Origin of the sequence: Bacillus mycoides (assembly GCF_001757995.1) — a bacterium.
Taxonomy (GTDB): Bacteria; Bacillota; Bacilli; order Bacillales; family Bacillaceae_G; genus Bacillus_A; species Bacillus_A mycoides_B.
On the sequence record NZ_LXLV01000073.1, the window covers coordinates 1 to 23857 of the forward strand.

Here is a 23857-nt window from a genome sequence, read left to right on the forward strand (position 1 = left end):
ACTAATTCAAGCAATTGAAACATACATCTATCATTATAACTACAAACGATTCCAAAAACGACTCAATCATCGAGCTCCGATCGAATATCGAATTTCGATGGCTGCATAGTCTTTTTTACAGTTGTCTACTTGACGGGGATAAGTCCATTTTGAGACGGTCTCTTTTGCGTTCTATTTTTTCACCATTAACTTTCCTTCATAATCATTCATCGTCTTTATTTCAACGCCTTTATAATAATGAGCGACGATATCTGTATATTTCTTACCTTCCACTGCCATGCCATTCGCACCGTACTGGCTCATACCGACGCCGTGACCGAATCCTTTCGTCGTAACGGTGATGTTATCCCCTTCTTGTTTCCACGTAAAGTCTGAGGAGCGTAAATCTAACTTTTCACGAACTTGTTTTCCTGTTAATGTTTTCCCTTGGAACTCTACATCCTTTACTCGCTTTCCTTCCGTAAGGTCTTTAATATTACCAACCTTTCCGTTTGCTAGTACTTTCACACCGAGACGTTTTTGAAAATCAGATACTGTGAATTTTTGCTCACTCGTAAATTTTGGAGAGGCTTGATCCCACGGACTATCTACACTCTTTAAGTATGGATAATCATTTCCCCAATAATCAGCTGCATTTTCTGTTCGTCCGTTACTCGTTGAGAAGAAGGATGCTGAAATTGGTTTTCCATCATACGTTAAAACTTGTCCTGCGGTTTTCGAAACGGCTTCCTCAATTTTCTTTAAATTATTTTCGTAGTTATTACCCCATTGTTTCTTCAATTCCTCTTTGCTTTTGTACACTTGATCTTTCACTGTATCTGTCACGTCCGCATTGTTTTTCTTACCACCGCTTAGCATACGCTGCACTACAAATGTTCTTGCTGCTAATGCCTGCGCCTTTAGCGCCTCTATTTCAAAGCTGGCATTCATCTCAGAAGCTACTACACCGGCCACATACTCCTCCATAGGTAATGTTTCTACCTTCTTCTGCTGATCACGGTATACAGCAACTTGAACCGCTGTATCCACTTTCCCTGGAGCTGGTATACTTTCTATCGCTGGAGGAGTTTTAGAAGCTGCTTCTTCCCCTACTTTTGCTTTCGCAAACGGAATAACAAGAGCAGCAGGTACAATGATAACGAGCGCTATTAAGAGCGCTACTGTAATGAAAAGTGGCTTTGAAAATTTCATCCTATTCCCCCAATATAAAGTGAAACTTTAATCAGTGGGGGATTTTGTTCATCCCCCACTGATTATTAGTTGAACCAATCGGGCATTTAAGGGCAGCCCGACTCACACCTAACTACTTTGCTTCAGCCGAATTTTGAGGTGGGAGTTTTATTGACCGCAAATAGCGGGATAAAGTTGGATTCCTTTCATTCTTATGGAAATACGGGATCTTTTAGAACATACTTGGGGGTATCGGTATAAAGTGAAACTATAATCAGTGGGGGGGTTGTTCATCCCCCACTGATTATTAGCCTTCACCAATCGGGCGTTTACGGGCTGCAGGGCTCCCGCCTAACTTCTTTGCTCCAGCCGAATTTTGAGGCGGGAGTTTTACTGACCGCAAATAACGAAGTAAAACGAAAATTTTCTAAATATTTTTACTGAGACGTGCATAAGTATAGAATTTATTGACTATAACAGTAATAACCCAAAAAAAAATAGCCCCTATGTCAAAAGACATAGAGACTACTTCAATTAAGCGTGAAGATCAGAAACTTCTTGTTCTTTCACTTCTTCTACTTTTTCGTTTACACGTTCAATAGTTGCACCTAATGCAGCTAATTTCTTATGGAAATCTACATAACCGCGGTCAAGATGTTTTAACTCTGTTACACGAGTATAACCTTCTGATACTAAACCAGCTAAGATTAATGCTGCTGCAGCACGTAAATCAGTTGCGCCTACTTCAGCTCCTTGCAAGCTACTTGGACCGTTCATAATTACAGAACGACCTTCGATTTTAATATCAGCATTCATACGACGGAATTCTTCAACGTGCATAAAGCGGTTTTCGAATACCGTTTCTGTAATCATACTTGTTCCATCAGCATGTAGTAATAATGCCATCATTTGTGATTGCATGTCTGTTGGGAAACCTGGATGAGGCATAGTTTTAATATCAACCGCTTTTAACTTATCTGGGCCGATAACACGTACACCTTCATTTTCCTCAATAATTTTAACACCCATTTCTTCCATTTTCGCTGTAATTGAGCGTAAATGTTCAGGCACAGCATTTTCAATTAAGATGTCTCCACCTGTAATTGCCGCTGCAACCATGAATGTTCCTGCTTCAATACGGTCAGGAATAATAGGGTGGTTTGCACCAAATAATTTTTCAACGCCTTCAATACGAATCGTTCCAGTTCCAGCTCCGCGTACTTTCGCTCCCATTGCATTTAAGAAGTTAGCTAAGTCAACGATTTCTGGCTCTTTCGCTGCGTTTTCAAGGATTGTTGTCCCTTTTGCTAATGTAGCTGCAGACATAATGTTTTCTGTCGCGCCTACGCTTGGGAAGTCTAAATAAATTTTAGCTCCTTTTAGTTCTCCCTCTACGTGTGCCTCAACAAATCCGTTACCAACTTTTACTTTCGCTCCCATTGCTTCGAAGCCTTTTAAATGTTGGTCAATTGGACGTGAACCAATTGCACATCCACCAGGAAGTGCAATACGAGCACGACCGTTACGTGCTAATAATGGTCCCATTACTTGAACAGATGCACGCATCTTACGTACATACTCAAATGGTGCTTCAATGTTTAATTCTTTAGAAGAATCGATTGTTACTTGGTTATTTTCAAATACGACTTCAGCATTTAAATGACGTAATACCTCGTTAATTGTGTATACATCAGATAATACTGGTACTTCAGATAGTACATTCTTTCCGTCACTCGCTAATAGGGCTGCAGCGATTATAGGTAATACAGCATTTTTTGCGCCCTCAACACGCACTGTGCCGCTTAACCGCTTTCCGCCACGGACGATGATCTTTTCCAAATTATTCCCCTCCGTGTCCTTTTTTCAGTATCTATTCACTCAATACTCAGAAGTTATGATCGGTGTGCCAACCACAATTGTATCTTTGTTGTTTGTAGAACGTATTGCTATTTGCACATTTATTTTCTCTCTATTTGTTGAAAGAGCGTCATTCCACTTTTTATTATATGCGGAGACTGATACAAATGCTCTTTCTTCTATCTGCTCGATCGCTCTTGCTGAAAGATCTTTCAAAACCTGATTGGTTTTATTTTGCAAAACACCTTCAATCTTATCATTCAGTACACCTTGAACACAAGTGTAAATTATAGGTTTTTCGCTAAAAATTTTATTCATTCTCTGAACGTACTTTGGGTCCCATTTCGCCCCGCTTACTTCAAAAATAATAAAAGTGTTTTCTTTATTATTTTCCTTACTCCAAGTTACTACTATTCGTTCTTCATGTGAAGAAGATTTTTTATAGGATGTAGCTTTATATCCATCTGGAGATTGTTCTAATTCCCAACTTTCGATGTTTGCCTCTTCCTTCACATCGTTTAACAGTTTTTGAAACGTATGTATATTAGAAATTGTTTTCGTTTCTCGCGCTAACCATGACCACCGCTCTACTTTTGCATCATTTTTCTCTAAAGCTGCAATCATGCTCTCCATTTTCTGTTCATCGCTTATAGGTTTCATCTCTCTATATCCAACCAAAAATAAAACAACACTTAAGGCAATAATAAGAATGGCTTTAAACTTCAATTTCATCCCCCCTATCCCCATTGTTAACGGAGATATGAGGTTCTATACAACTTACTTTACTAAATACGTTAAACTCTTTGAATAGCCTAAATAATCAAGGAAAAAGTTACTTACAGATGTCCCAATTGCAATTGTAATTAGGATAAGTAATACTCTCGTCTGCATCACTTTCCCAGACTTCATTAAGCGCTCAATGTGAATACCTTGTAAGGCCCACCACGTAATGGTAATAAACAATAAATGCGAAACAATGGCAATCAGTGCTTGTTGCCCTAAAAGATGTGCCAAAAAATCGACCCCTTTTTTTGCTTGGCTACTACTTACTCAAAATGTAAAAAACGATACCATAAATAAGTAGGAGCCACACTTTTTCACACACAAATAAGCATCTTACATTTTACATCGTAATTTTCTGTTAAAAAACATATACCTATAGGTGTTTTCGTTTGCTGTTACTCCAAAATAAAAAGCGTAGAGTATGGACTCTACACCTTTTATTTTTACTATTGTACCACGTTCCCTAAGAAGAAGAAATCTTTCATTAATGGAAAATATTCATAGAAGAAATTGTAACCAATCATCGGCATAATCCCTAGTATTACAATTGAAATTGCGCAAAGACTCATGACAATCTTTATATTTAACGGTAACCGGAGCTTTTCTTCTGTCTCTCCCGTGCGGAAAAACATTTGCTGTAATATCCGGAAGTAATATACGAATGAAACAACTGTTGTCCCCATCATAATAGAAGCTAATACGTAATGAGCAGGTTCAACATGAAGTGCCCCTAAAAAAATGTTAATTTTCCCAATGAAACCTGCTGTCCCCGGTATTCCAGCTAATGATAAAATAAAGACCGTCATCGCTATAGCTGTAAATGGGGATCGCTTATATAACCCTGTGAAAATCGTCATATTTTCCTTATCATTTTGTAAGATTAATCCGTGGATGATTGCAAATGCTCCTATATTCATAAGCATATATGCAAGCATATAAAACCACATGCTATCCATCGTAAACTGTGATAGCGCTACAAGAGGGACTAGCAAATACCCAGCATGCGCGATACCTGAATAGGCAAATAGACGTTTTACGTTGTATTGCTTTAATGCTACTACGTTCCCAACAATCATCGTAATACTAGCTAGTACCGCAATGTATATACTCATGCGCCCGTACAAAGATTGTGCGTCTCCTTGGATTGCCACACCTGCAAACACCATAAGAAACAAACGCGTAATGAGTAGAAAACCAGCAATTTTAGAAATCGTTCCGAGAAAAGCAGTGACAGGTGTAGCCGCTCCCTCATACACATCTGGTGCCCACATATGAAATGGAACTGTTGCAATTTTGAATGAGAGTCCAACGAGCAAAAGTAGAAATGCAAGAGCTAACAATAACTGAATGCCCCCGGCCAATCCTTGCGTAAATGCCTTTTGCATTTCCACTATGTTGGTCGACCCTGTAATACCGTATAAGTAGCTCATTCCAAAGAGTGTAATTGCTGTTCCAATTCCTCCGTTAATGACGTATTTCATCGCTGCCTCATTTGATGCGCGGTTTCTCTTTCGGATTCCTACTAGAATATACGAAGAAAGCGAGAGCAGTTCTAAACCAACGAACAATGTGATGAAATCAACGCTAGAAGCCATGAACATCGCTCCTAGGAGCGCCATTAAAAACAAGTAATAATATTCTCCTTTGTCTTGAATAGGCTCCTTCTTGTCATCGCTCATTGCCATACATAAAACGAGAGCTGCTCCACCTAACAACAACGTTTTAAACCCTTTTGAAAATCCATCTAGCACAAACGATCCATTTAAAATATCTCCTGCCCGTTCGCTGTATAGCAAAATTAATGACACTATCGCTAACAAGACAGCGACAATTGCACTAATCGCTACGTACCTATGGTTCAGCTTAAAAAACAAATCACATATGGAAAGAAGGATGGCAGCCCCGAGAATAATGAATTCTGGTACCATGAGATGCCATGATAAGCTAAGTAACGTGTTCATATCCATCCTACTTCACCCCCAATGTTTTCAATGTAGTTTGAAGCGGATCCCCTATTAGTTCTGGCATTACTCCAATTGCAATAATACAAACGATAAGCACTATAACAGGAATGTACTCCCATCCGTGTATATCAGATTTCGCTTCCCATTCTTTCTTACCAAATGTCACTTGAAGTATCGCTCTTAATACGTATACAGCGGTTAAAATAATTCCAAGTACACCCGCAGCGGCGATAACCGGTTTCCCTTGGAATAGACCGAGAAAGGCAAGGAATTCGCTAACAAATCCAGACATCCCTGGCATTCCAAGCGATGCCATACCGCCCGCTAGGAAGAAACCGCTAAGCACTGGAACACTTTTTGCAAGTCCACCAAGTGCTGTAATATCCGAAGTCCCGAAACGCTCTTCAATGATGCCAAGTAAGAAGAAGAGTAACGCCGCAATTAAACCGTGAGACACAACTTGGAACAGCGATCCTTGTGTACCTGGTGCATTTAACGCCGCAAGACCCATTAATACAATGCCCATATGCGAAATACTAGAGTAAGCAAGCACCTTTCTAAAGTCCGTTTGGATGAGTGCTAGAAAGGCCCCATACAATAAATTAATTACCCCTAAAATCGCGATTAGCGTTGCAAACTCACGAAAGTATTCTGGGAATAGCCCCTTCCCGAAGCGAATCATACCGTACGCACCAATCTTCAGCAAAACCCCCGCATGAAGCATAACTACAGCAGGATGCGCTTCAATGTGCACATTGACCATCCAGCGATGCAAAGGGAAAACAGGGAGTTTAATCGCAAAAGCAATCATTATGGCAAGAAACAAGCCGAACTGTAAGCTACTTGAGACAGCCATTCCTCCCCCAGCACCTACACTCGTTAATATTTCTTTAAGCTCCGCAATATTTGTTGTACCTGTTTTCGCAAATAAAACCGAGAAAACGATAAGTAAAATAGCTGATCCAATACCGTTATATATTAAATAACTATATGCAGCCTTTTCACTCGACAATTTCCCCCACTTGCCAATTAATAAAAACATTGGTGGCAACGTAATTTCAAAGAAGATGAAGAACAGCATTAAATTTTGAGCAGTGAAGACACCGAGCATCCCTATTTCTAGCATGAGTAACAGCATGTAGAATGCTTTCAAATTTCTTTTAATAGAAAATGCTGCAATAGCTGCAAGCATCGCTAGAAGGGCTGTGAGCACCATCATTACAAGCGATAAACCATCAATACCAAGCTCGTAATAAATTGAAAACCACCTTTTGTCCACTGCTGTGAAATCCCCAAATTTAATCCATTTCACTTTTTCATCAAATATCGATAAACTCTTTCCTGAAGCGTATGTACAAGCAAGGACGATAGCAATTCCAAATGGAAGCGCCGTTCCAAATAAACCAAGCGCCTGCACTGTACGCGATTCTCGTTTCGGCGTTAATAAAAGCAAGAGAATTCCTAAAAGCGGGGAAAAAATGAAGAACGTTAATAGCAATCCATTCACCGTAAATCCCCTCCCGTATATAACAAAATAATTAGGAGCACTGCAAGCGAAACTGCTGTTACAGTTCCATACACTTGTACATTCCCGTTTTGAAGCCGTGATCCGATGCCGCTCATACCTTTAACCAATCCAGTAATTAAAACTGCGATTCCTTCTACAACGTATACTTCAAATAAGCGAAGCACATGAGCGATTCCTTTCGTAATAGGAAGCACCGTCACATTGTATAGTTCATCCACATAATATTTTTCTTTCAAAAGGTTATAAAGAGACGTCCCTTCACCGCCGGCCCAATCTCTAGAGATAGAGTTCTTACCATATATGAAATATGCAAGGGCAATTCCCGCAAATGAAACGAGCGTCGCAACAACCATAATCCAGACAGGCCCATGCAATTCCTTCACCTGAAATCCTATATCTTTCGTAAGCCAATCCCCAAGAAACGTTCCGAACCACGGTGTATTTATATAACCTGCCACTACCGCAAGAACACCAAGGACAATCATCGGATACGTCATGATGCGAGGTGATTCATGCACCTCTTCCTTCGTCTTCGTTTCCCCTGTAAAGACAAGAAAGTATAGACGGAACATATAAAATGCTGTTAGAAATGCTGCAATTACTGCTAAAACGAATAGAAAGTAATTGCCATTCATCCAAGCCGCCGCTAAAATTTCATCTTTACTAAAAAATCCGGAAAGAAGAGGAACACCACTAATTGCAAGTGTACCGATTAAAAACAGCGCAGCGGTTACTTTCATCTTCTTCTGTAAACCGCCCATTTTATTAATGTTTTGCGTGTGCACTGCATGAATTACACTCCCTGCAGCCAAGAACAATAGTGCTTTAAAAAAGGCGTGTGTCGTTAAATGAAAGACGCCAGCTACATAACCAGCAGAGCCTAGCGCAAGCATCATATAACCGAGCTGACTAACTGTAGAATAAGCAAGAACCCTCTTTATATCAGTTTGCACTAGACCAATAGAGGCCGCAAAGATTGCGGTGAAAGCCCCAACGATTGCCACAGTTTGCATCGCTACCGCACTTGCTGAAAATAGCGGGAACATCGTTGCTACTAAATATACACCGGCTGCAACCATCGTTGCCGCGTGAATAAGCGCCGAAACAGGCGTCGGTCCTTCCATTGCATCTGGCAACCATGTATGAAGCGGAAACTGACCCGATTTCCCCATCGCACCGATAAAAATTAATATCGCCGTTATTGTAATCATAGAAGGAGAGAGGTCACCCGTATGAATCGCTTTAAAGATCGCGTCATATTCAAAACTACCTGCGTGCCAAAAAATTAAAATCATCCCAATAAATAGCCCAACATCCCCAATGCGTGTCATAATAAAAGCCTTTTTCGCAGCAGCCTTCGCTTCTTCTTTAAAGAAATAAAAACCGATAAGTAAAAACGAACCAAGGCCGACTAACTCCCAAAATATATAAAGCTGTAATAAATTCGTCGATATAACAAGCCCAAGCATCGCAAATGTAAAGAGCCCTAAATATGCATAAAAGGTTGGTAACCTTTCGTCACCTTTCATATAACCTTTTGAGTACACATGTACAAGAAAACTTACAAGTGTAACGATAAATAACATTAAAGCTCCCAATGCGGTAACTTCAAAACCAAATGATATATCTATATCTCCTGTCCTAAGCCATACCCACTTATGCTTCACCGTATCGGATGAAAACCGTTCTATTAGTACCACTACCGCGGATATAAAAGAGAGAAAGGTAAAGAAAATACCTAGTACACTACTTCCCTCTCTAATTTTCTTCCCGAACACAATAAGTAACACAAACGAAACAAGCGGGAAAAGCGGTATGAGCCATGCATAATCGATCATTGTTTCCTTCCCCCTTTTCGGTCACAATGCTATCCTTTGAGCGTATCCATCTCATCTACATGAACTGTCGGGCGATTACGGTACAAAGCAATCAAAATTGCAAGCCCTACCGCTGCCTCCGCTGCTGCTACAGACATCGTAAACAGCGAAAAAATTTGTCCTGTTAAATTCGGAAACAAGCCTAATTTACTAAACGCTACTAAATTTAAATTGGCCGCGTTAAGCATTAATTCGATACAAACTAATACAATTACTGTATTTCGCTTTGTTAAAGCCCCAAATAAGCCGATGCAAAACAAAATAATCGCAAGTGTTAAATACGCAGAAGCCGGAACGCTACTCATGGGAATCCTCCTCTCCCTCATCCTTCTTCGCAAGGATAATCGCTCCTACAAGTGCTACAAGTAAAATAACTGAAGTTAACTCAAATGGAATAATATATTTTGAATAGAGAAGTGTACCGATTTGAAGTGTGTTGTTTTCATGGAGAGGTAAACTTCCTTGTGTGCTTTGATTTGAAAAATCGATACTATTAACAGCGAAATACATAACTGCTCCAAATGCTACAACCGCAAAGAAGATAATCCATTTTCGAAGAGTAAGGCGCGATTCGTTTTCCGCGTTATGTTTCGTTAACATAATGCCAAAAATCATAATAATAGTGATCGCACCAGAGTAAAGTAAAATTTGTGCAACACCGATAAATTCAGCCGATAAGAGAAAATACAAACCTGCAATGCTAAGGAACGTAAGTACAAGAGCCAGCATCATATGCATTACTTTCGTTAAATTCAGCATAAGAACGCCGCCGATAATCGCAGACAAGGATAATATAAAGAAAGCTACAAACTCGCCATTCATGCTTTATTCTCCTTCCTGACGTTCTCGTCGTTCTCGTCAAGCCACTGCAAATTTTTAAATAAATCATCACGTGAATACTCTGCGAGTTCAAAGTTATTTGTCATTACAATCGCCTCTGTCGGGCAAACTTCTGTACATAAATCGCAAAGAATACAAATTTCAAAATTAATATCGTACGTGTCGATAATTTTTCCTTTTTTCGTAGGATCAGGATGTTTTTTTCCCGTTAATTGAATGCAATCTGTCGGACAAATATTGGAACACTGATTACAAACAATACATTTCTCCGGATAAAACTTTTGAATACCCCGAAAGCGATCTGGTAATGGCAACGGCTGATTCGGATAATCATACGTCACCTTTTTCTTACTCAAATTACTAAGCGTATATTTTAAACCTTTAAATAGTCCTTTCATCTCTTACTGGCACCCCCTTTATAGATTAGAAGAACAACTCCTTAATCAATGCCGTTAAGAAAATATTTGCAAGTGCAATCGGCAATAATACTTTCCAGCCAAATTCCATTAATTGGTCACCTCTTATACGCGGGAACGTAACGCGGAACCAAATTAGTAGAAAGACTACACTGCTAAATTTCAAAGCAAACCATACGGCTCCTGGGATAAATCCAAGGAACATAACTGGGTTCCATCCACCTAAAAAGAGTACTGTAATTAAAGATGCCATCCCGAAGAAATATACATACTCTGAAAGCATGAAAAATGCCCAGCGAAACCCTGAGTATTCCGTATGGTATCCTGAAACAAGTTCTGACTCCGCTTCTGGTAAATCAAACGGCGTCCTATTTAGCTCTGCAACTGCCGCGATTAAGAAAATGACGAAACCGATTGGCTGGGCGAAAATGTACCATACCTTCTCCTGCGCCGCTACAATTTCATTCAAGTTAAGACTACCAGCTAACAAAACGACGCCAATTACACTCATCACAAGTGGAATCTCATAAGAAATCATTTGCGCCGCCGCACGCATCCCTCCTAGAAGGGAGTATTTATTATTTGATGCCCATCCCCCGGTTACAACGCCGATCGTCGTAATCCCAGAAACAGCAATGTAATACAGTAATCCTACGCCAATATCCGCGAACTGAAATTTATCAGTAAACGGTATAACCGCAAGTACCATAAATGCTGGTGCGAATGCAATAACAGGCGCTAATATAAACAACGGTTTATCTGCAGCCTTCGGAATGCTATCTTCTTTTAATAATAATTTCAAAACATCAGCTACCGTTTGTAATAAACCGAACCGGCCCCCAACTTGGTTTGGTCCAATCCGCCCTTGCATAAATCCCATCACTTTCCGTTCTGCCAAAATACCGTATGTAACGAAGCCAAGGACTGCAAATAATAGAAGCACCGCTAATCCGAAAAAAATGAAGAAATTCGTCCAGCTTGAAGGTGATTGTAAGAGCGTCTCAATCATTAGCCGTCAACCTCCCCAAGTACAATATCAACCCCACCTAAAATCGTAATTAAATTGGCGATGTTTTCACCTTTCAATAACTTCGGTAAGATTTGCAAATTATAAAAAGACGGTCTGCGAAATTTCAAGCGGTACGGCTCTTTCTTTCCATCACTAGCAATATAACAGCCAATCTCTCCCCGCGGTGACTCTATACGGACGAACGCTTCTCCTTTAGGTGCTTTAATAATTTTCGGCACTTTCGCCAGCACAGCGCCGTCTTTCGGGAACTGCTGGGCTGCTTGCTCAATAATTTTTAATGACTCCTCAATTTCCTTCATCCGGCAAACGTAGCGGTCCCAAGCATCTCCCGTGCTCCCAACAGGAACATCAAAGTCAAAACGATCATAAATAGAATACGGTTCATCTTTGCGAAGATCAAAGTTTACTCCCGTGCACCGCAAATTTGCGCCGCTTAAAGAATACGAGATCGCCTCTTCCGCGCTATATACACCAACGCCTTTCACACGATTTAAGAAAATTTCATTTCCGCTAACAAGGTCGTGATAACCTTCCAACTGCTCTCTCATATACGGAACAAACTCTTTCACCTTTTCAATCCAGCCGTCTGGTGCATCCCACTTCACGCCACCGACTCTCATATAGTTGAAAGTAAGCCTTGCACCGCACAATTCATTTAATAAATTTATAATCATCTCTCGTTCACGAAATGCGTATAAAAATGGACTAACCGCTCCTATATCAAGCAAGTTCGTTCCCCACCAGACGAGATGACTCGCAACTCTCCCAAGCTCCATCGCAAGCACCCGTAAATATTCAGCACGCTCCGGAATCTCAAGATCCATCATCGTCTCTACAGCGTGGCAAATGACGTAATTATTCGTCATCGCTGATAAATAGTCCATTCGATCTGTATACGGGATAATTTGCGTATATTGCAAGCTCTCAGCGATCTTTTCTGTTCCGCGATGCAAATACCCGATAACCGGTGTAGCCTCTTTAATAATTTCCCCGTCAATCTTAATTACAAGCCGAAACACACCATGTGTACTCGGGTGCTGCGGTCCTACATTTAAGAGCATCTCTTCCGTACGGATCACAAGCTACACCTCCACATCATACGGTTCATAATCTTTCCTAAGCGGATACCCTACCCAATCATCCGGCATTAAAATGCGAGATAAATTAGGATGACCTTTAAACACAATACCAAGCAAATCATACGCTTCACGCTCCGGCCAATCTGCCCCTTTCCAAAGCGGCGTCACCGATTCTACTTGCGGTGCTTCCCTATCTAGCTTTACCTTCACTGCTACTGACTGTTTCTTTCCATATGAAAATAAATGAACATACACTTCCATATGTGTCACAAAATCTGTCGCATGTAGCTCTGACATATAATCAAAAGCAAGTCCCTCATGGAATCGTAGCAATTCCATCACTTCATAATATTTTGAAGGATCCGCCACAAGAGTTGGAACATCTTTTGACAGCTTATTAATATAGGAATCTACTAATGCATATTCCCCTATCTTCTCCTTAACAACCTCCACATATTGATTTAAATATGGTTGGTTAACTGATGGCTCTTCCTGCTGCGGTTCATCTTCTATCTCATTTACAGCTCCCTTTGCCCTTGCCGCTGCAGCGGCTTTCGCTTTTGCGGCTGCAATTGCCTTTGCTTTCTCATCTCCAGAATCCCCATCACCTTGCGAGGCTTTCTGCTTCGCTAATGCAGCTACTTTTGCTTTTGCAGCTGCTACAGCCTTTGCCTTTGCTTTTTCTTCGTCCGTTACTTCTTCTATTCCTTCTCGCTTTTGCTTCGCTAGTGCCGCTGCTTTTGCTTTTGCAGCTGCTGCGGCTTCCGCCTTCGCTTTGACTTTTTCTTCGTCCGTTACCTCTTCTGTTCCTTCTCGCTTTTGCTTCGCTAGTGCCGCTGCTTTTGCTTTTGCAGCTGCTGCGGCTTCCGCCTTCGCTTTGACTTTTTCTTCGTCCGTTACTTCTTCTGTTCCTTCTCGCTTTTGCTTCGCTAGTGCCGCTGCTTTTGCTTTTGCAGCTGCTGCGGCTTCCGCCTTCGCTTCTTCTACATTAATCCCCTTATCTTTTGGTAGCGCTTTCTCTTTTTCTCGATGTTCTCCTTCAAGTTTAGACATTTCTGCCTCATGTTTCGCAGCAAGACGTTTTCGCGCTTCCTCTTTCGCATGACGGGCTGCCTCTCTTTTCATACTTTCTAAGTCTTTATTTGGATCACTCATTTATTCGTCACCTGCTTCCCGGTCCTCGCCTCGTAACGAATTTTTTCTTTTAATTTATTAATTCCATAAATTAAAGCAGCAGGATTTGGAGGGCATCCAGGAATATACACATCAACTGGTACAATTTGATCTACACCTTTCACAACAGCATACGAATTCACATACGGACCACCGGCTGTTGCACAAGATCCCATCGCAATTACCCACTTTGGTTCAGGCATTTGATCATATAAGCGCCGAACAATAGGCGCCATTTTCTTCGTTACCGTTCCTGACACAATCATGACATCCGATTGTCTTGGTGAAGTCCGAAAAAATGACCCAAATCGATCTAAATCGTAATGTGATGAACCTACTCCCATCATTTCAATCGCACAGCATGCCAGTCCAAATGTCATCGGCCATAAAGAATTGCTCCGCGCCCATCCCTTCAACTGTTCCAATGTAGAAAAAAAGATATTTCTTTCTAATTCCGCTCGCTCCTGTGGGTGTAATTCCTCAAAATTTATAACCATTGTAACACCTTCTTTTTCCAAGCATACGCTAATCCAACTAGCAACATCACAACAAAAATGAGCATTTCAATCAGTGCAAATAAACCAAGCTTGTCATATGCAACAGCCCATGGGTATAAAAATAAAGTTTCTACATCAAAGATGACGAACAATAAAGCGAAAATATAATAACGAGCATGAAACCGAATATTGGCATCATGGAAAGGCTCAATCCCACTCTCATACGTCGTCGCTTTCGCTGCACTCGGTTTATTTGGACGCAGCATTTTCCCTAATGTAAGAGCCACTACCGGCAGCAATATACCTAATAGCAAGAAAATCAAAACGATCATATAACTATTTTCATATACACTTGCCATTGTGAAACCCTCCCCCCTGAATTAAGAACAAGTTCACATAGTAAACAATATGTCTTACTTGCATTATTTATTATTTTTAAATTTTTCTAAATAATGCAACTATTTAATTCATTATAGCAAACTTCAAATTCCTATGTCGATATATTGGGAACAGAAACAACAATTAATACTTGCTGAGCAAATCTATTTTTACAACTCCTTATAAATGTGTAAAATAAATATAGAAATTCTATATATTTTTCAAGCAATCCTAAAAAACATAAACTAAAAAAAGGTGGTTCTTATGTATATACAGTGGGTGATATAAATGAAAAAACAAACACATGTAAGTATTCTTATAAGCATTTCATTGTTGTATATAGCTATTCATTACGTATCAATGTCCTTTTTATATGAGTACGCACTCCCATTTCAAATATTAACTGGGATAAGTACCATATTAATGGATATTACAATTTGCAGTTATATATTTTATTTTTCAAATATAAAACAAGGGTTATCTCGTTTTTTTTGGATAACATTAACTATCGGATCCTTCTCTTATTTCATCGGTGATATAGTAGTTGCTTATCAACGCTTAATTCTGCATGACTACTATACATTCGTTGATCCATCAGACTTTTTTTACTTATTATTTTTAATTAGCTTTGCATTTGCCTTTCTATATGAAATTATTTATGGTCGAGACTTATTGGAACAGCTTTTTACGATATGTGATATTTGTATTATTGTTACAGCTCAATTTACTTTAAGCTACTATTTGCTTATTGAAAGAACCATTCATATTTTTACAACATCCTATATCGACATGTTTGTTCAACTCACGTATCCAATGGCTGATTTACTCTTTCTTTTAATAGGAATCAACCTTTTATTCAGGCCATTATTCTTACTACCAAAACAAGTTGGCGCTCTTCTTGGCAGTGCTTTAATTTTGTATGCTACTACGGATGCTATTTATGCTTATATAAAATACTTCCAGCCTGAGCACTCTATGTTCACAGTTGCTCCATTCTATCAAGTAACCTTATTATTGGTAGCAATCGCTTGTATACTTCATACAAAAGAGCCTGAAAAACAAGAACAAGTATTACTAACGCCTCAATTTGGTGAATCAATCCGATTATCATTACCGTATATTTCTGTCGTGATGCTTATTGTTTTTATATTAGTCGAAAATGTTTTTGCACCTATCGTAGTAATTGGGCTTATGGTAACTTTCTCCTTCGTTCTCATACGCCATACGTTAGTTCGAAGACAAAATAAAATATTATTGCTAGCACAAATGCAATTCAGCTTAGAACTCGAGAAACAAATCGAACTACGTACAGAAGATTTAGTAGAACAAAAAAATGAGTTATATCATAACCAACAAATGTTTAAATCTTTATACGAGCATCATCCAGATCCAATTTTCACATTAGATTTGTACGGTAATTTCCTCAATGTGAACAACGCTGGAACTACTTTACTCGGTTATCAAACGAATGAATTATTAAACCAACCGTACTATTCACTTATGTATGAAGAAGATTTGGAAGAAATCATTACTGCCTTTCATCACGTAAAAAAAGGGAAATCTATTTCTTTAGAAGTACGGGCGTATCATACAAACAGAGACATTTACTATTTGAATGTTACGGCTGTTCCTATCTTTTTAAAGGAGCATATTTCTGGAGTATATTTAATGATTAAAGATATTACAGAGAGTAAACAACAACAAGAACAAATTAATTTCCTAGCGTATCATGATACATTAACTGAACTTGCAAATCGCCGTTCATTCCATCAACAATTGGAGAAGGCCATTATGCGAGCAAAAACATCACAAATACCTTTCGCTGTCATGTTTCTCGATTTAGATCGCTTTAAAGTCATTAACGACACTCTCGGTCACCGAATAGGAGATCTCCTTTTAATTGCTGTAGCAAAAAGACTAGAACGAATATCAACAGCAAATATGAAACTCGCTCGGTTAGCTGGGGATGAGTTCACAATTCTTATAGAAGATTACAAAGAAGATAAAGATATACAAGAAATAGCTGATATGATTGTATCAGCTATGAATGAACCGTTCGAAATCGAAAATCAACATTTACAAATCTCACCAAGTATCGGGATTGCCATATACCCAGAAGCAGGTGAAGATCCATTATCCATTTTGCAACATGCTGATATGGCCATGTACGAAACAAAAAATAAAGGAAAAAACGGTAGCTCTCTTTATACAAAAGAGCTATATAAAAAAATGGAACGAAAAGCTCGAATCGAAAAAGATTTACCACTTGCTTTAGTAAACAACGAATTTTATCTCGTCTATCAACCACAAATTGATACGACAACAAATAAAATTATCGGTGCTGAAGCGTTAATACGTTGGAAACACCCGCTCCTAGGTGACATTTCACCATGTGAGTTCATTCCAATTGTGGAAGAGACTCCGCAGGTCATCCCACTTGGGCATTGGGTGTTAAGAGAATCTTGTCTTCAACTAAAAATATGGCAAAGTTTTGGATACACAACCTTAAAAATGAGTGTCAATTTATCAGCGAAAGAATTTCAACAAAATCAATTAATCGAAAATATTTCACGAATACTAAAGGACGTTAAAATTGACCCGAAAGATGTAACACTTGAACTAACAGAGCGAATTGCGATGATTGATGAAAAAGAAACATTATCGAGACTAAAGCAATTAAAAGAATACGGTATTCAAACGTCCATTGATGACTTCGGTACCGGCTACTCTTCTCTTGCTTATTTATCAATTTTCCCTATCGATACATTAAAAGTACCAAAAGAATTTACACAACTTGCCGATCATCGGCCTGAAGAAAGAGCCATCGTTTCCACTATCCTTTCTCTTGCAAACACTTTAAATCTCTCTGTCGTTGCTGAAGGAATTGAAACAGAAAAACAGCTTAAGTTTCTGCAAAAAAACAACTGTAAATACATGCAAGGTTACTATTTCAGTAAACCTCTAACAAGTAAACAGTTTATAAAATTCCTACAAAAAACACCCAGTATGAACCAATAGTTCACACTGGGTGTTTTTTAAAGTGTTGGAATTCTTTTCTCGTAATATTCTTCTGCAATCTCTTCGTAAAAAGCTGCTGTTGTTGTATAAAAATATGGAATCAACCATAGGAATCCAATCCCTAACGTAATACAACTTAATATAAACCAACCAATAAAACTTAAACATAAAATGAAATACTCCATTTTATGTCCATCCATCATACGACGGCTTTCTGTAATAGCTTGATTTATTGAATACTCAGGATGATCATTTATTATAAAATATGTCATTGCATAAGAAAATGATTTAATAATGCCTGGAATAATAAATAGTAAGCACCATAAGAAAATATAAATGTTTACTACTATATATAATAAAAATGACTTTATAAACTTACTTCCTTCTGTAAACCATCTGAATATATGCCCAATACGCGCTTCTTTTTCACGAATTATATGTAGTGCTAAACAATAACCCCCTAGCGTTAAAGGCCCCACCAACAGTATTGTAATAACATCTATTGAAAGTGAGCTATTCACTTCTTTCCACTCCCAAACCTGAGAGAGAATGAACTGAATACTAAAACTAAAAGCTGAAGTAAGAATCGAAATAAGTAATGTTGCCCCAACAGCTAAGCCCCATTTTCCTTCTAGCGAGTCTAGCGCTTCTCCTTTTAAATCACTAATCATAATTAGCCTCCTATACATAACAATTCTATTAGTATAGCACGTACCTACTGCAATTCACCTTTTGCAATATAGCGATAAAAATGCGCTGTCGTTGTACCTACATATGGACTAAGCCAAAGAAATCCTATTCCAAGAGTAAAAATCGCTAAGATAGCCCATCCTATGAAGCTAAGCCATAAAAGAAATAAATCTAGTTTATGTCCCTTCATAAGGTTCTTACTTTCTTTCATCGCCTGCGAAACACTATATTCTGGTTTTTCAACCATCACATAATACGTCATCGAATATGAAAAATACAGAACAGCCATTACAATGATCGAAATAGCTAGTAAAACAAAGAAAGCGATTATGAAAGATGGGTTGGCATTCTCATCAAAAAAGCCTAATATCCCAAATACAATCATTCCAAGCATCGGAACCCACGTACCTGTATATAACAAAAGTGCAAGCATAGCCCACATTGTTTTCATCATTCTTTTAAAACCACGAAATCCTTCAAATAAATAATCTACTCTAGCATCTTCTCGTTTACTTATTTGTAGAAACACATTCGTATAACCGTATGAAGTAATACCATAAGCTGCACAACTTAAAATTATCATAAGGCAATAAAAAATCCCAAACGTAATACTAGCTCCAATTGGCATCGCTTCTTCTTCAATTGAACCAGTTGAAATAGTCACTAAAAGAAATATTATAACTCCTGGAATTAATAGTATAAGCATTACAGCCATTGAAACGACGTAACTTATAATATGATATAAAATCGTCGATCCAACACCTAAGCCCCATTTCCCCTTCAAGGAATGTAATGCTTCTTGTTTCATTTCACCGATCATTTGTTCATCTCCTTTATAAAAATATAAGTTGTCATATACTCTCTACTTATACAAACCACAATATAATTATACCATTTTTGTTAATTTATTCATAAACAACAAAAAAATCCGTGAAGGCGAAGCCCTCACGGATTTTTATTTCATATCGGAAACGTTTAAACGGTTCACAGCACGCTGCAAGGCCATTTCTGCACGTCTAAAGTCAACATGTGCTTGTTTATCTTGCATACGTTGCTCAGCGCGACGCTTCGACTCATTTGCACGATGGATATCGATATGGTTTGCTTCTTCAGCAGATGATGATAATACAGTTACTTTATCTGGACGAACTTCGATAAAGCCACCGCTTACTGCTACATAATCAGTGTGTCCACCATGTTTCAGACGAACCGCACTAATTTTTAATGGTGCAACAGTTGGAATGTGACCTGGTAAGATCCCCATTTCCCCACTCTCTGCTTTTACGCTTACCATTTCTACTTCTTTTTCGTAAACCGGTCCATCAGGAGTTACAATACTGACTGGAAATGTCTTCATAATTCGTCCCTCCTAAGGCCTTACGCCATCATTTTCTTCGCGTTTTCAATAACTTCTTCAATGCTACCAACAAGACGGAATGCATCTTCTGGAAGGTCATCATATTTTCCTTCTAGAATTTCTTTGAAGCCACTAACTGTATTTTTTACAGGTACGTAAGAACCTTTTTGACCTGTAAACTGTTCAGCTACGTGGAAGTTTTGAGATAAGAAGAATTGAATACGACGAGCACGATGTACAACTAACTTATCTTCTTCAGATAACTCATCCATACCTAGGATAGCGATGATATCTTGAAGCTCTTTATAACGCTGTAAAGTTTGTTGTACTTTACGAGCTACTTCATAATGCTCTTCTCCTACGATTTCTGGAGAAAGTGCACGAGATGTAGATGCTAATGGATCTACGGCTGGGTAAATACCCATTTGTGTTAAACGACGCTCTAAGTTTGTTGTTGCATCTAAGTGAGCGAACGTTGTAGCTGGTGCTGGATCCGTATAGTCATCGGCTGGTACGTATACCGCTTGGATAGACGTGATAGATCCTTTATTTGTAGATGTAATACGCTCTTGTAATTGACCCATTTCTGTTGCAAGTGTTGGTTGGTAACCTACCGCAGATGGCATACGACCAAGAAGGGCAGATACTTCAGAACCTGCTTGCGTGAAACGGAAGATATTATCGATGAACAATAGTACGTCTTGTCCTTGCTCATCACGGAAATGTTCAGCCATTGTTAAGCCTGTTAATGCAACACGTTGACGTGCTCCAGGTGGCTCGTTCATTTGTCCGAATACCATCGCAGTTTTCTTAATTACGCCAGAATCGCTCATTTCGTGGTATAAGTCGTTACCTTCACGAGTACGCTCACCTACACCAGCGAATACAGAGATACCACCGTGTTCTTGTGCGATGTTGTTAATTAATTCCTGAATTAATACTGTTTTACCTACACCGGCACCACCGAATAGACCGATCTTACCACCCTTAATGTAAGGAGCAAGTAAATCTACTACTTTAATACCAGTTTCAAGAATTTCTACTTTTGTAGAAAGTTCTTCGAATGCAGGTGCTTGACGGTGAATTGGATCACGACGTACATCGGCAGGAACATCACCATCTAAGTCAATTGCATCACCTAATACGTTGAATACACGACCAAGTGTTGCATCACCAACTGGTACAGAGATTGCTTTACCAGTATCTTCTACTTCTGTGCCACGAACAAGTCCATCTGTGGAAGACATTGCAACTGTACGAACTGTGTCATCACCTAAATGAAGTGCAACTTCAAATGTTAAGTTAATGCTTGCTCCGTTTTCGTTGCTTTGTTTTACCGTAAGGGCGTTGTAGATTTCTGGTAGCTTTCCGCCATCAAACTTAACGTCTACAACCGGACCCATGATTTGCGTAACGCGCCCTTTATTCATCGGGTTCCCTCCTAGCTTTCTTTTAATTAGCCAGCTTTCTAAGAGAAGTCGGCTTTTAATTTTTATTAGTTTAGCTTACGCGACTCTTTTGACAGAGCCGCTTCCACTTTTTATTGAATCTAGCTCCGGTGGCTAGAAGGGTCGGTCATTTCACCCCTTCTGAGCAAGCCACCTACGCTTTTTATTACTATTCTAGCGCTGCTGCTCCACCAACGATTTCCGTAATTTCTTGCGTAATCGCTGCTTGACGCGCACGGTTGAATGAAAGTGTAAGTGAATCGATAACTTCCATTGCGTTGTCTGTAGCACTCTTCATTGCTGTCATACGCGCTGCGTGCTCACTTGCTTTACCGTCTAGTAATGCACCGTACACTAAGCTTTCTGCGTATTGTGGCAATAATACTTTTAAAATTTCTTCTTCAGAAGGTTCGAATTCATAAGCTGTCGTCGGTTTGTCAGACGCCACATCAGTAAGCGGTAAAATTTTATTTTCCGTTACTTCTTGTGAAATTTTACTTACATAATGATTGTAGTAAATGTACAGCTCATCATAAGCACCATCCGCGAACATCGCAATTGCTCGAGAAGCAAGATCTTTAATATCAGTAAATGATGGGTGGTCAGATAATCCAACTACTTCATCAATGATGTTAAAGCCGCGACGTTTTAAATAATCACGTCCTAGTCGTCCAAGCACAATAATTGAATATTGGTTTGAATCCATATTATGACGTTCACGAACTACGTTACTTACTGTACGTAATACGTTACTGTTATAACCACCTGCTAGTCCGCGATCAGATGTAATAACGATGTATCCTGTACGCTTTACAGGACGCGCATTTAGCATTGGATGATTAATCCCTTTACTTCCTTGCGCAATGCTCGCTACTACTTCTTGAATCTTTTCCATATACGGAACGAAAGATTTAGCATTTTGCTCTGCACGGTTTAACTTAGATGCAGATACCATCTCCATCGCTTTCGTAATTTGGCTCGTTTTCTTTGTCGAGGTAATCTTCGCTTTTATATCGCGTAAAGATGCCACAGGTTTTCACCACCTTTTTTCCAGAAGTTGGCACGATTAGTAAGAATCCTCTTTCTAATCTACGTTGCAAGATATTCTTGCTCATGATTGAAGGAAAAGAATAGGTGCACCTACTCTTTTCCTTTACATAACCGTTAGCAATCTCAAATTTTGAGATGCCTTTTATATGATCTAGCTAAGCCACAATCGGCTTCACTTTTATTTATTATTCAGAAGCTACGAATACTTTTTTAAATCCATTGATTGCTGCTGCAAATTTGTCGTCATCCGCAAGTTTCTTAGTTGTGCGGATTTCGCTTAATAAGTCATCTGCATTTGAATCTAACCAAGCATGGAATTCTTCTTCGAAACGAGTGATATCTACTACTGGGATATCATCTAGGAATCCACGTGTTAAAGCGTAAAGAATGATAACTTGTTTCTCTACACGTAACGGTTTGTGTAATCCTTGTTTTAATACCTCAACTGTACGAGCACCACGGTTTAATTTCGCTTGTGTTGCTTTATCAAGGTCAGAACCGAACTGAGCGAACGCTTCTAACTCACGGTAAGATGCAAGGTCAAGACGAAGTGTACCTGATACTTTACTCATCGCTTTAATCTGAGCAGATCCACCTACACGAGATACAGAAGTACCCGCATCGATCGCTGGACGTACGCCAGAGAAGAATAGGTCAGATTGTAAGAAGATTTGTCCATCCGTAATAGAAATTACGTTTGTTGGGATGTAAGCTGATACGTCCCCTGCTTGTGTTTCGATGAAAGGTAGTGCAGTTAAAGAACCGCCGCCTCTTGCATCACTTAATTTTGCTGCACGCTCTAATAAGCGAGAATGTAAGTAGAATACATCCCCTGGATATGCTTCACGACCTGGAGGACGACGTAATAGTAATGAAAGCTCACGGTAAGCCGCTGCTTGTTTTGACAAGTCATCATATACTACTAATACGTGTTTACCATTGTACATGAACTCTTCACCCATTGTTACACCAGCATAAGCAGCTAAGTATAATAATGGAGCTGGTTGAGAAGCTGATGCAGTTACAACGATTGTGTAATCTAATGCACCGTGCTTACGTAGTGTTTCTACTACGTTACGTACAGTTGATTCCTTTTGTCCGATAGCTACATAGATACAAATCATATCTTCATCTTTTTGGTTAATGATTGTATCAAGTGCAACTGCTGTTTTACCTGTTTGGCGGTCACCGATGATTAACTCACGTTGACCACGGCCAATTGGTACAAGAGCATCGATCGCTTTAATACCTGTTTGAAGTGGCTCATGAACAGATTTACGATCCATTACACCTGGTGCTGGACTTTCGATTGGACGAGTGTTTGTTGTATTGATTGGGCCTAAACCATCAACTGGTTGACCTAATGGGTTTACAACACGACCGATTAGTTCTTTTCCTACTGGTACTTGCATAATGCGACCAGTACGACGAACTTCGTCACCTTCACGGATTTCTGTGTAAGGTCCTAAAATAATGATACCTACGTTGTTTTCCTCTAAGTTTTGTGCTAGTCCCATAACGCCGTTAGAGAACTCTACAAGTTCACCAGCCATAACGTTATCAAGACCATGAGCACGCGCGATACCGTCACCAACTTGGATAACTGTACCAACATCACTAACTTCGATTTCAGACTGATAGTTCTCGATTTGTTGCTTTATCAGTGCGCTAATTTCCTCAGCTCTGATGCTCATGTGCTTCA

The 23857-nt window shown here is 39.3% G+C and carries 23 protein-coding genes; 2 read left to right on the forward strand and 21 right to left on the reverse strand.

Annotated elements, in window-relative coordinates:
• Window positions 1-13 precede the first annotated feature (13 nt).
• On the forward strand, window positions 14-109 hold the full coding sequence (locus BWGOE10_RS30620; protein ID WP_353958374.1) for an IS3 family transposase: 96 nt from the start codon (window positions 14-16) through the stop codon (window positions 107-109).
• Window positions 110-171: 62 nt separating this feature from the next.
• On the opposite strand, the gene spoIID is transcribed toward BWGOE10_RS30620, so the two are convergent.
• The 15 genes from spoIID to nuoA form a co-directional block, all read right to left on the reverse strand.
• On the reverse strand, window positions 172-1191 hold the full coding sequence (gene spoIID, locus BWGOE10_RS26405; protein WP_002184544.1) for a stage II sporulation protein D: 1020 nt from the start codon (window positions 1189-1191) through the stop codon (window positions 172-174).
• A 513-nt stretch (window positions 1192-1704) separates the two neighbouring features.
• Complete coding sequence (murA, locus tag BWGOE10_RS26410; protein WP_070145576.1) at window positions 1705-3009, reverse strand: UDP-N-acetylglucosamine 1-carboxyvinyltransferase; 1305 nt, start codon at window positions 3007-3009, stop codon at window positions 1705-1707.
• Window positions 3010-3048: 39 nt separating this feature from the next.
• Entirely contained in the window at window positions 3049-3753 is a 705-nt protein-coding gene (locus BWGOE10_RS26415; RefSeq protein ID WP_171903151.1) for a YwmB family TATA-box binding protein, read from the reverse strand.
• Window positions 3754-3804: 51 nt separating this feature from the next.
• A complete protein-coding gene (locus tag BWGOE10_RS26420) occupies window positions 3805-4041 on the reverse strand; it encodes a DUF1146 family protein (RefSeq protein ID WP_002016201.1) in 237 nt (78 codons plus the stop codon).
• Between the two features lie 215 nt (window positions 4042-4256).
• Entirely contained in the window at window positions 4257-5771 is a 1515-nt protein-coding gene (gene nuoN, locus BWGOE10_RS26425) for an NADH-quinone oxidoreductase subunit NuoN (protein WP_070145770.1), read from the reverse strand.
• A 7-nt stretch (window positions 5772-5778) separates the two neighbouring features.
• A complete protein-coding gene (locus BWGOE10_RS26430) occupies window positions 5779-7281 on the reverse strand; it encodes an NADH-quinone oxidoreductase subunit M (protein WP_070145578.1) in 1503 nt (500 codons plus the stop codon).
• Window positions 7278-9140, reverse strand: coding sequence for an NADH-quinone oxidoreductase subunit L (gene nuoL, locus BWGOE10_RS26435; protein ID WP_070145579.1), 1863 nt, complete (start codon window positions 9138-9140; stop codon window positions 7278-7280). The genes BWGOE10_RS26430 and nuoL overlap by 4 nt, the downstream gene beginning before the upstream one ends.
• A gap of 29 nt (window positions 9141-9169) precedes the next feature.
• A complete protein-coding gene (gene nuoK, locus BWGOE10_RS26440; RefSeq protein WP_000100081.1) occupies window positions 9170-9484 on the reverse strand; it encodes an NADH-quinone oxidoreductase subunit NuoK in 315 nt (104 codons plus the stop codon).
• Complete coding sequence (locus BWGOE10_RS26445) at window positions 9477-10001, reverse strand: NADH-quinone oxidoreductase subunit J (RefSeq protein WP_001012819.1); 525 nt, start codon at window positions 9999-10001, stop codon at window positions 9477-9479. The genes nuoK and BWGOE10_RS26445 overlap by 8 nt, the downstream gene beginning before the upstream one ends.
• Window positions 9998-10417 carry an NADH-quinone oxidoreductase subunit NuoI gene (gene nuoI, locus BWGOE10_RS26450; protein ID WP_000677191.1) on the reverse strand — a complete coding sequence of 140 codons (420 nt, stop codon included), beginning with the start codon at window positions 10415-10417 and terminating at the stop codon, window positions 9998-10000. The genes BWGOE10_RS26445 and nuoI overlap by 4 nt, the downstream gene beginning before the upstream one ends.
• Window positions 10418-10442: 25 nt before the next feature.
• Entirely contained in the window at window positions 10443-11444 is a 1002-nt protein-coding gene (gene nuoH / locus BWGOE10_RS26455) for an NADH-quinone oxidoreductase subunit NuoH (protein ID WP_002144750.1), read from the reverse strand.
• Window positions 11444-12544: an NADH-quinone oxidoreductase subunit NuoD gene (nuoD, locus tag BWGOE10_RS26460; protein WP_070145580.1), complete on the reverse strand. Its 1101-nt coding sequence runs from the start codon at window positions 12542-12544 to the stop codon at window positions 11444-11446. The genes nuoH and nuoD overlap by 1 nt, the downstream gene beginning before the upstream one ends.
• A gap of 3 nt (window positions 12545-12547) precedes the next feature.
• Window positions 12548-13699 carry an NADH-quinone oxidoreductase subunit C gene (locus tag BWGOE10_RS26465; RefSeq protein ID WP_070168356.1) on the reverse strand — a complete coding sequence of 384 codons (1152 nt, stop codon included), beginning with the start codon at window positions 13697-13699 and terminating at the stop codon, window positions 12548-12550.
• A complete protein-coding gene (gene nuoB, locus BWGOE10_RS26470) occupies window positions 13696-14214 on the reverse strand; it encodes an NADH-quinone oxidoreductase subunit NuoB (protein WP_002089729.1) in 519 nt (172 codons plus the stop codon). The genes BWGOE10_RS26465 and nuoB overlap by 4 nt, the downstream gene beginning before the upstream one ends.
• Window positions 14205-14573, reverse strand: coding sequence for an NADH-quinone oxidoreductase subunit NuoA (nuoA, locus tag BWGOE10_RS26475; RefSeq protein ID WP_000179270.1), 369 nt, complete (start codon window positions 14571-14573; stop codon window positions 14205-14207). The genes nuoB and nuoA overlap by 10 nt, the downstream gene beginning before the upstream one ends.
• 307 nt (window positions 14574-14880) lie before the next feature.
• Here nuoA and BWGOE10_RS26480 point away from each other — a divergent pair, with 307 nt between their 5' ends.
• The gene (locus tag BWGOE10_RS26480; RefSeq protein WP_070145582.1) at window positions 14881-17610 is read left to right on the forward strand and encodes a putative bifunctional diguanylate cyclase/phosphodiesterase; all 2730 of its coding nucleotides are present in this window, start codon (window positions 14881-14883) and stop codon (window positions 17608-17610) included.
• 17 nt (window positions 17611-17627) lie between these two features.
• Here the strand turns inward: BWGOE10_RS26480 and BWGOE10_RS26485 are convergent, their stop codons facing one another.
• From BWGOE10_RS26485 to atpA, 6 genes are all read right to left on the reverse strand, one after another.
• Window positions 17628-18281: a DUF975 family protein gene (locus tag BWGOE10_RS26485; protein ID WP_070145583.1), complete on the reverse strand. Its 654-nt coding sequence runs from the start codon at window positions 18279-18281 to the stop codon at window positions 17628-17630.
• 44 nt (window positions 18282-18325) lie between these two features.
• Entirely contained in the window at window positions 18326-19120 is a 795-nt protein-coding gene (locus tag BWGOE10_RS26490) for a DUF975 family protein (RefSeq protein WP_070145584.1), read from the reverse strand.
• Between the two features lie 135 nt (window positions 19121-19255).
• On the reverse strand, window positions 19256-19657 hold the full coding sequence (gene atpC, locus BWGOE10_RS26495) for a F0F1 ATP synthase subunit epsilon (RefSeq protein ID WP_000847207.1): 402 nt from the start codon (window positions 19655-19657) through the stop codon (window positions 19256-19258).
• A 20-nt stretch (window positions 19658-19677) separates the two neighbouring features.
• A complete protein-coding gene (gene atpD / locus BWGOE10_RS26500; RefSeq protein WP_070145585.1) occupies window positions 19678-21087 on the reverse strand; it encodes a F0F1 ATP synthase subunit beta in 1410 nt (469 codons plus the stop codon).
• Between the two features lie 187 nt (window positions 21088-21274).
• Entirely contained in the window at window positions 21275-22135 is an 861-nt protein-coding gene (gene atpG, locus BWGOE10_RS26505; protein WP_063222513.1) for a F0F1 ATP synthase subunit gamma, read from the reverse strand.
• A 205-nt stretch (window positions 22136-22340) separates the two neighbouring features.
• Window positions 22341-23849 (reverse strand): F0F1 ATP synthase subunit alpha, encoded by a 1509-nt coding sequence (gene atpA / locus BWGOE10_RS26510; protein WP_070145586.1) that lies wholly within the window; start codon window positions 23847-23849, stop codon window positions 22341-22343.
• Between the last annotated feature and the right edge of the window lie 8 nt (window positions 23850-23857).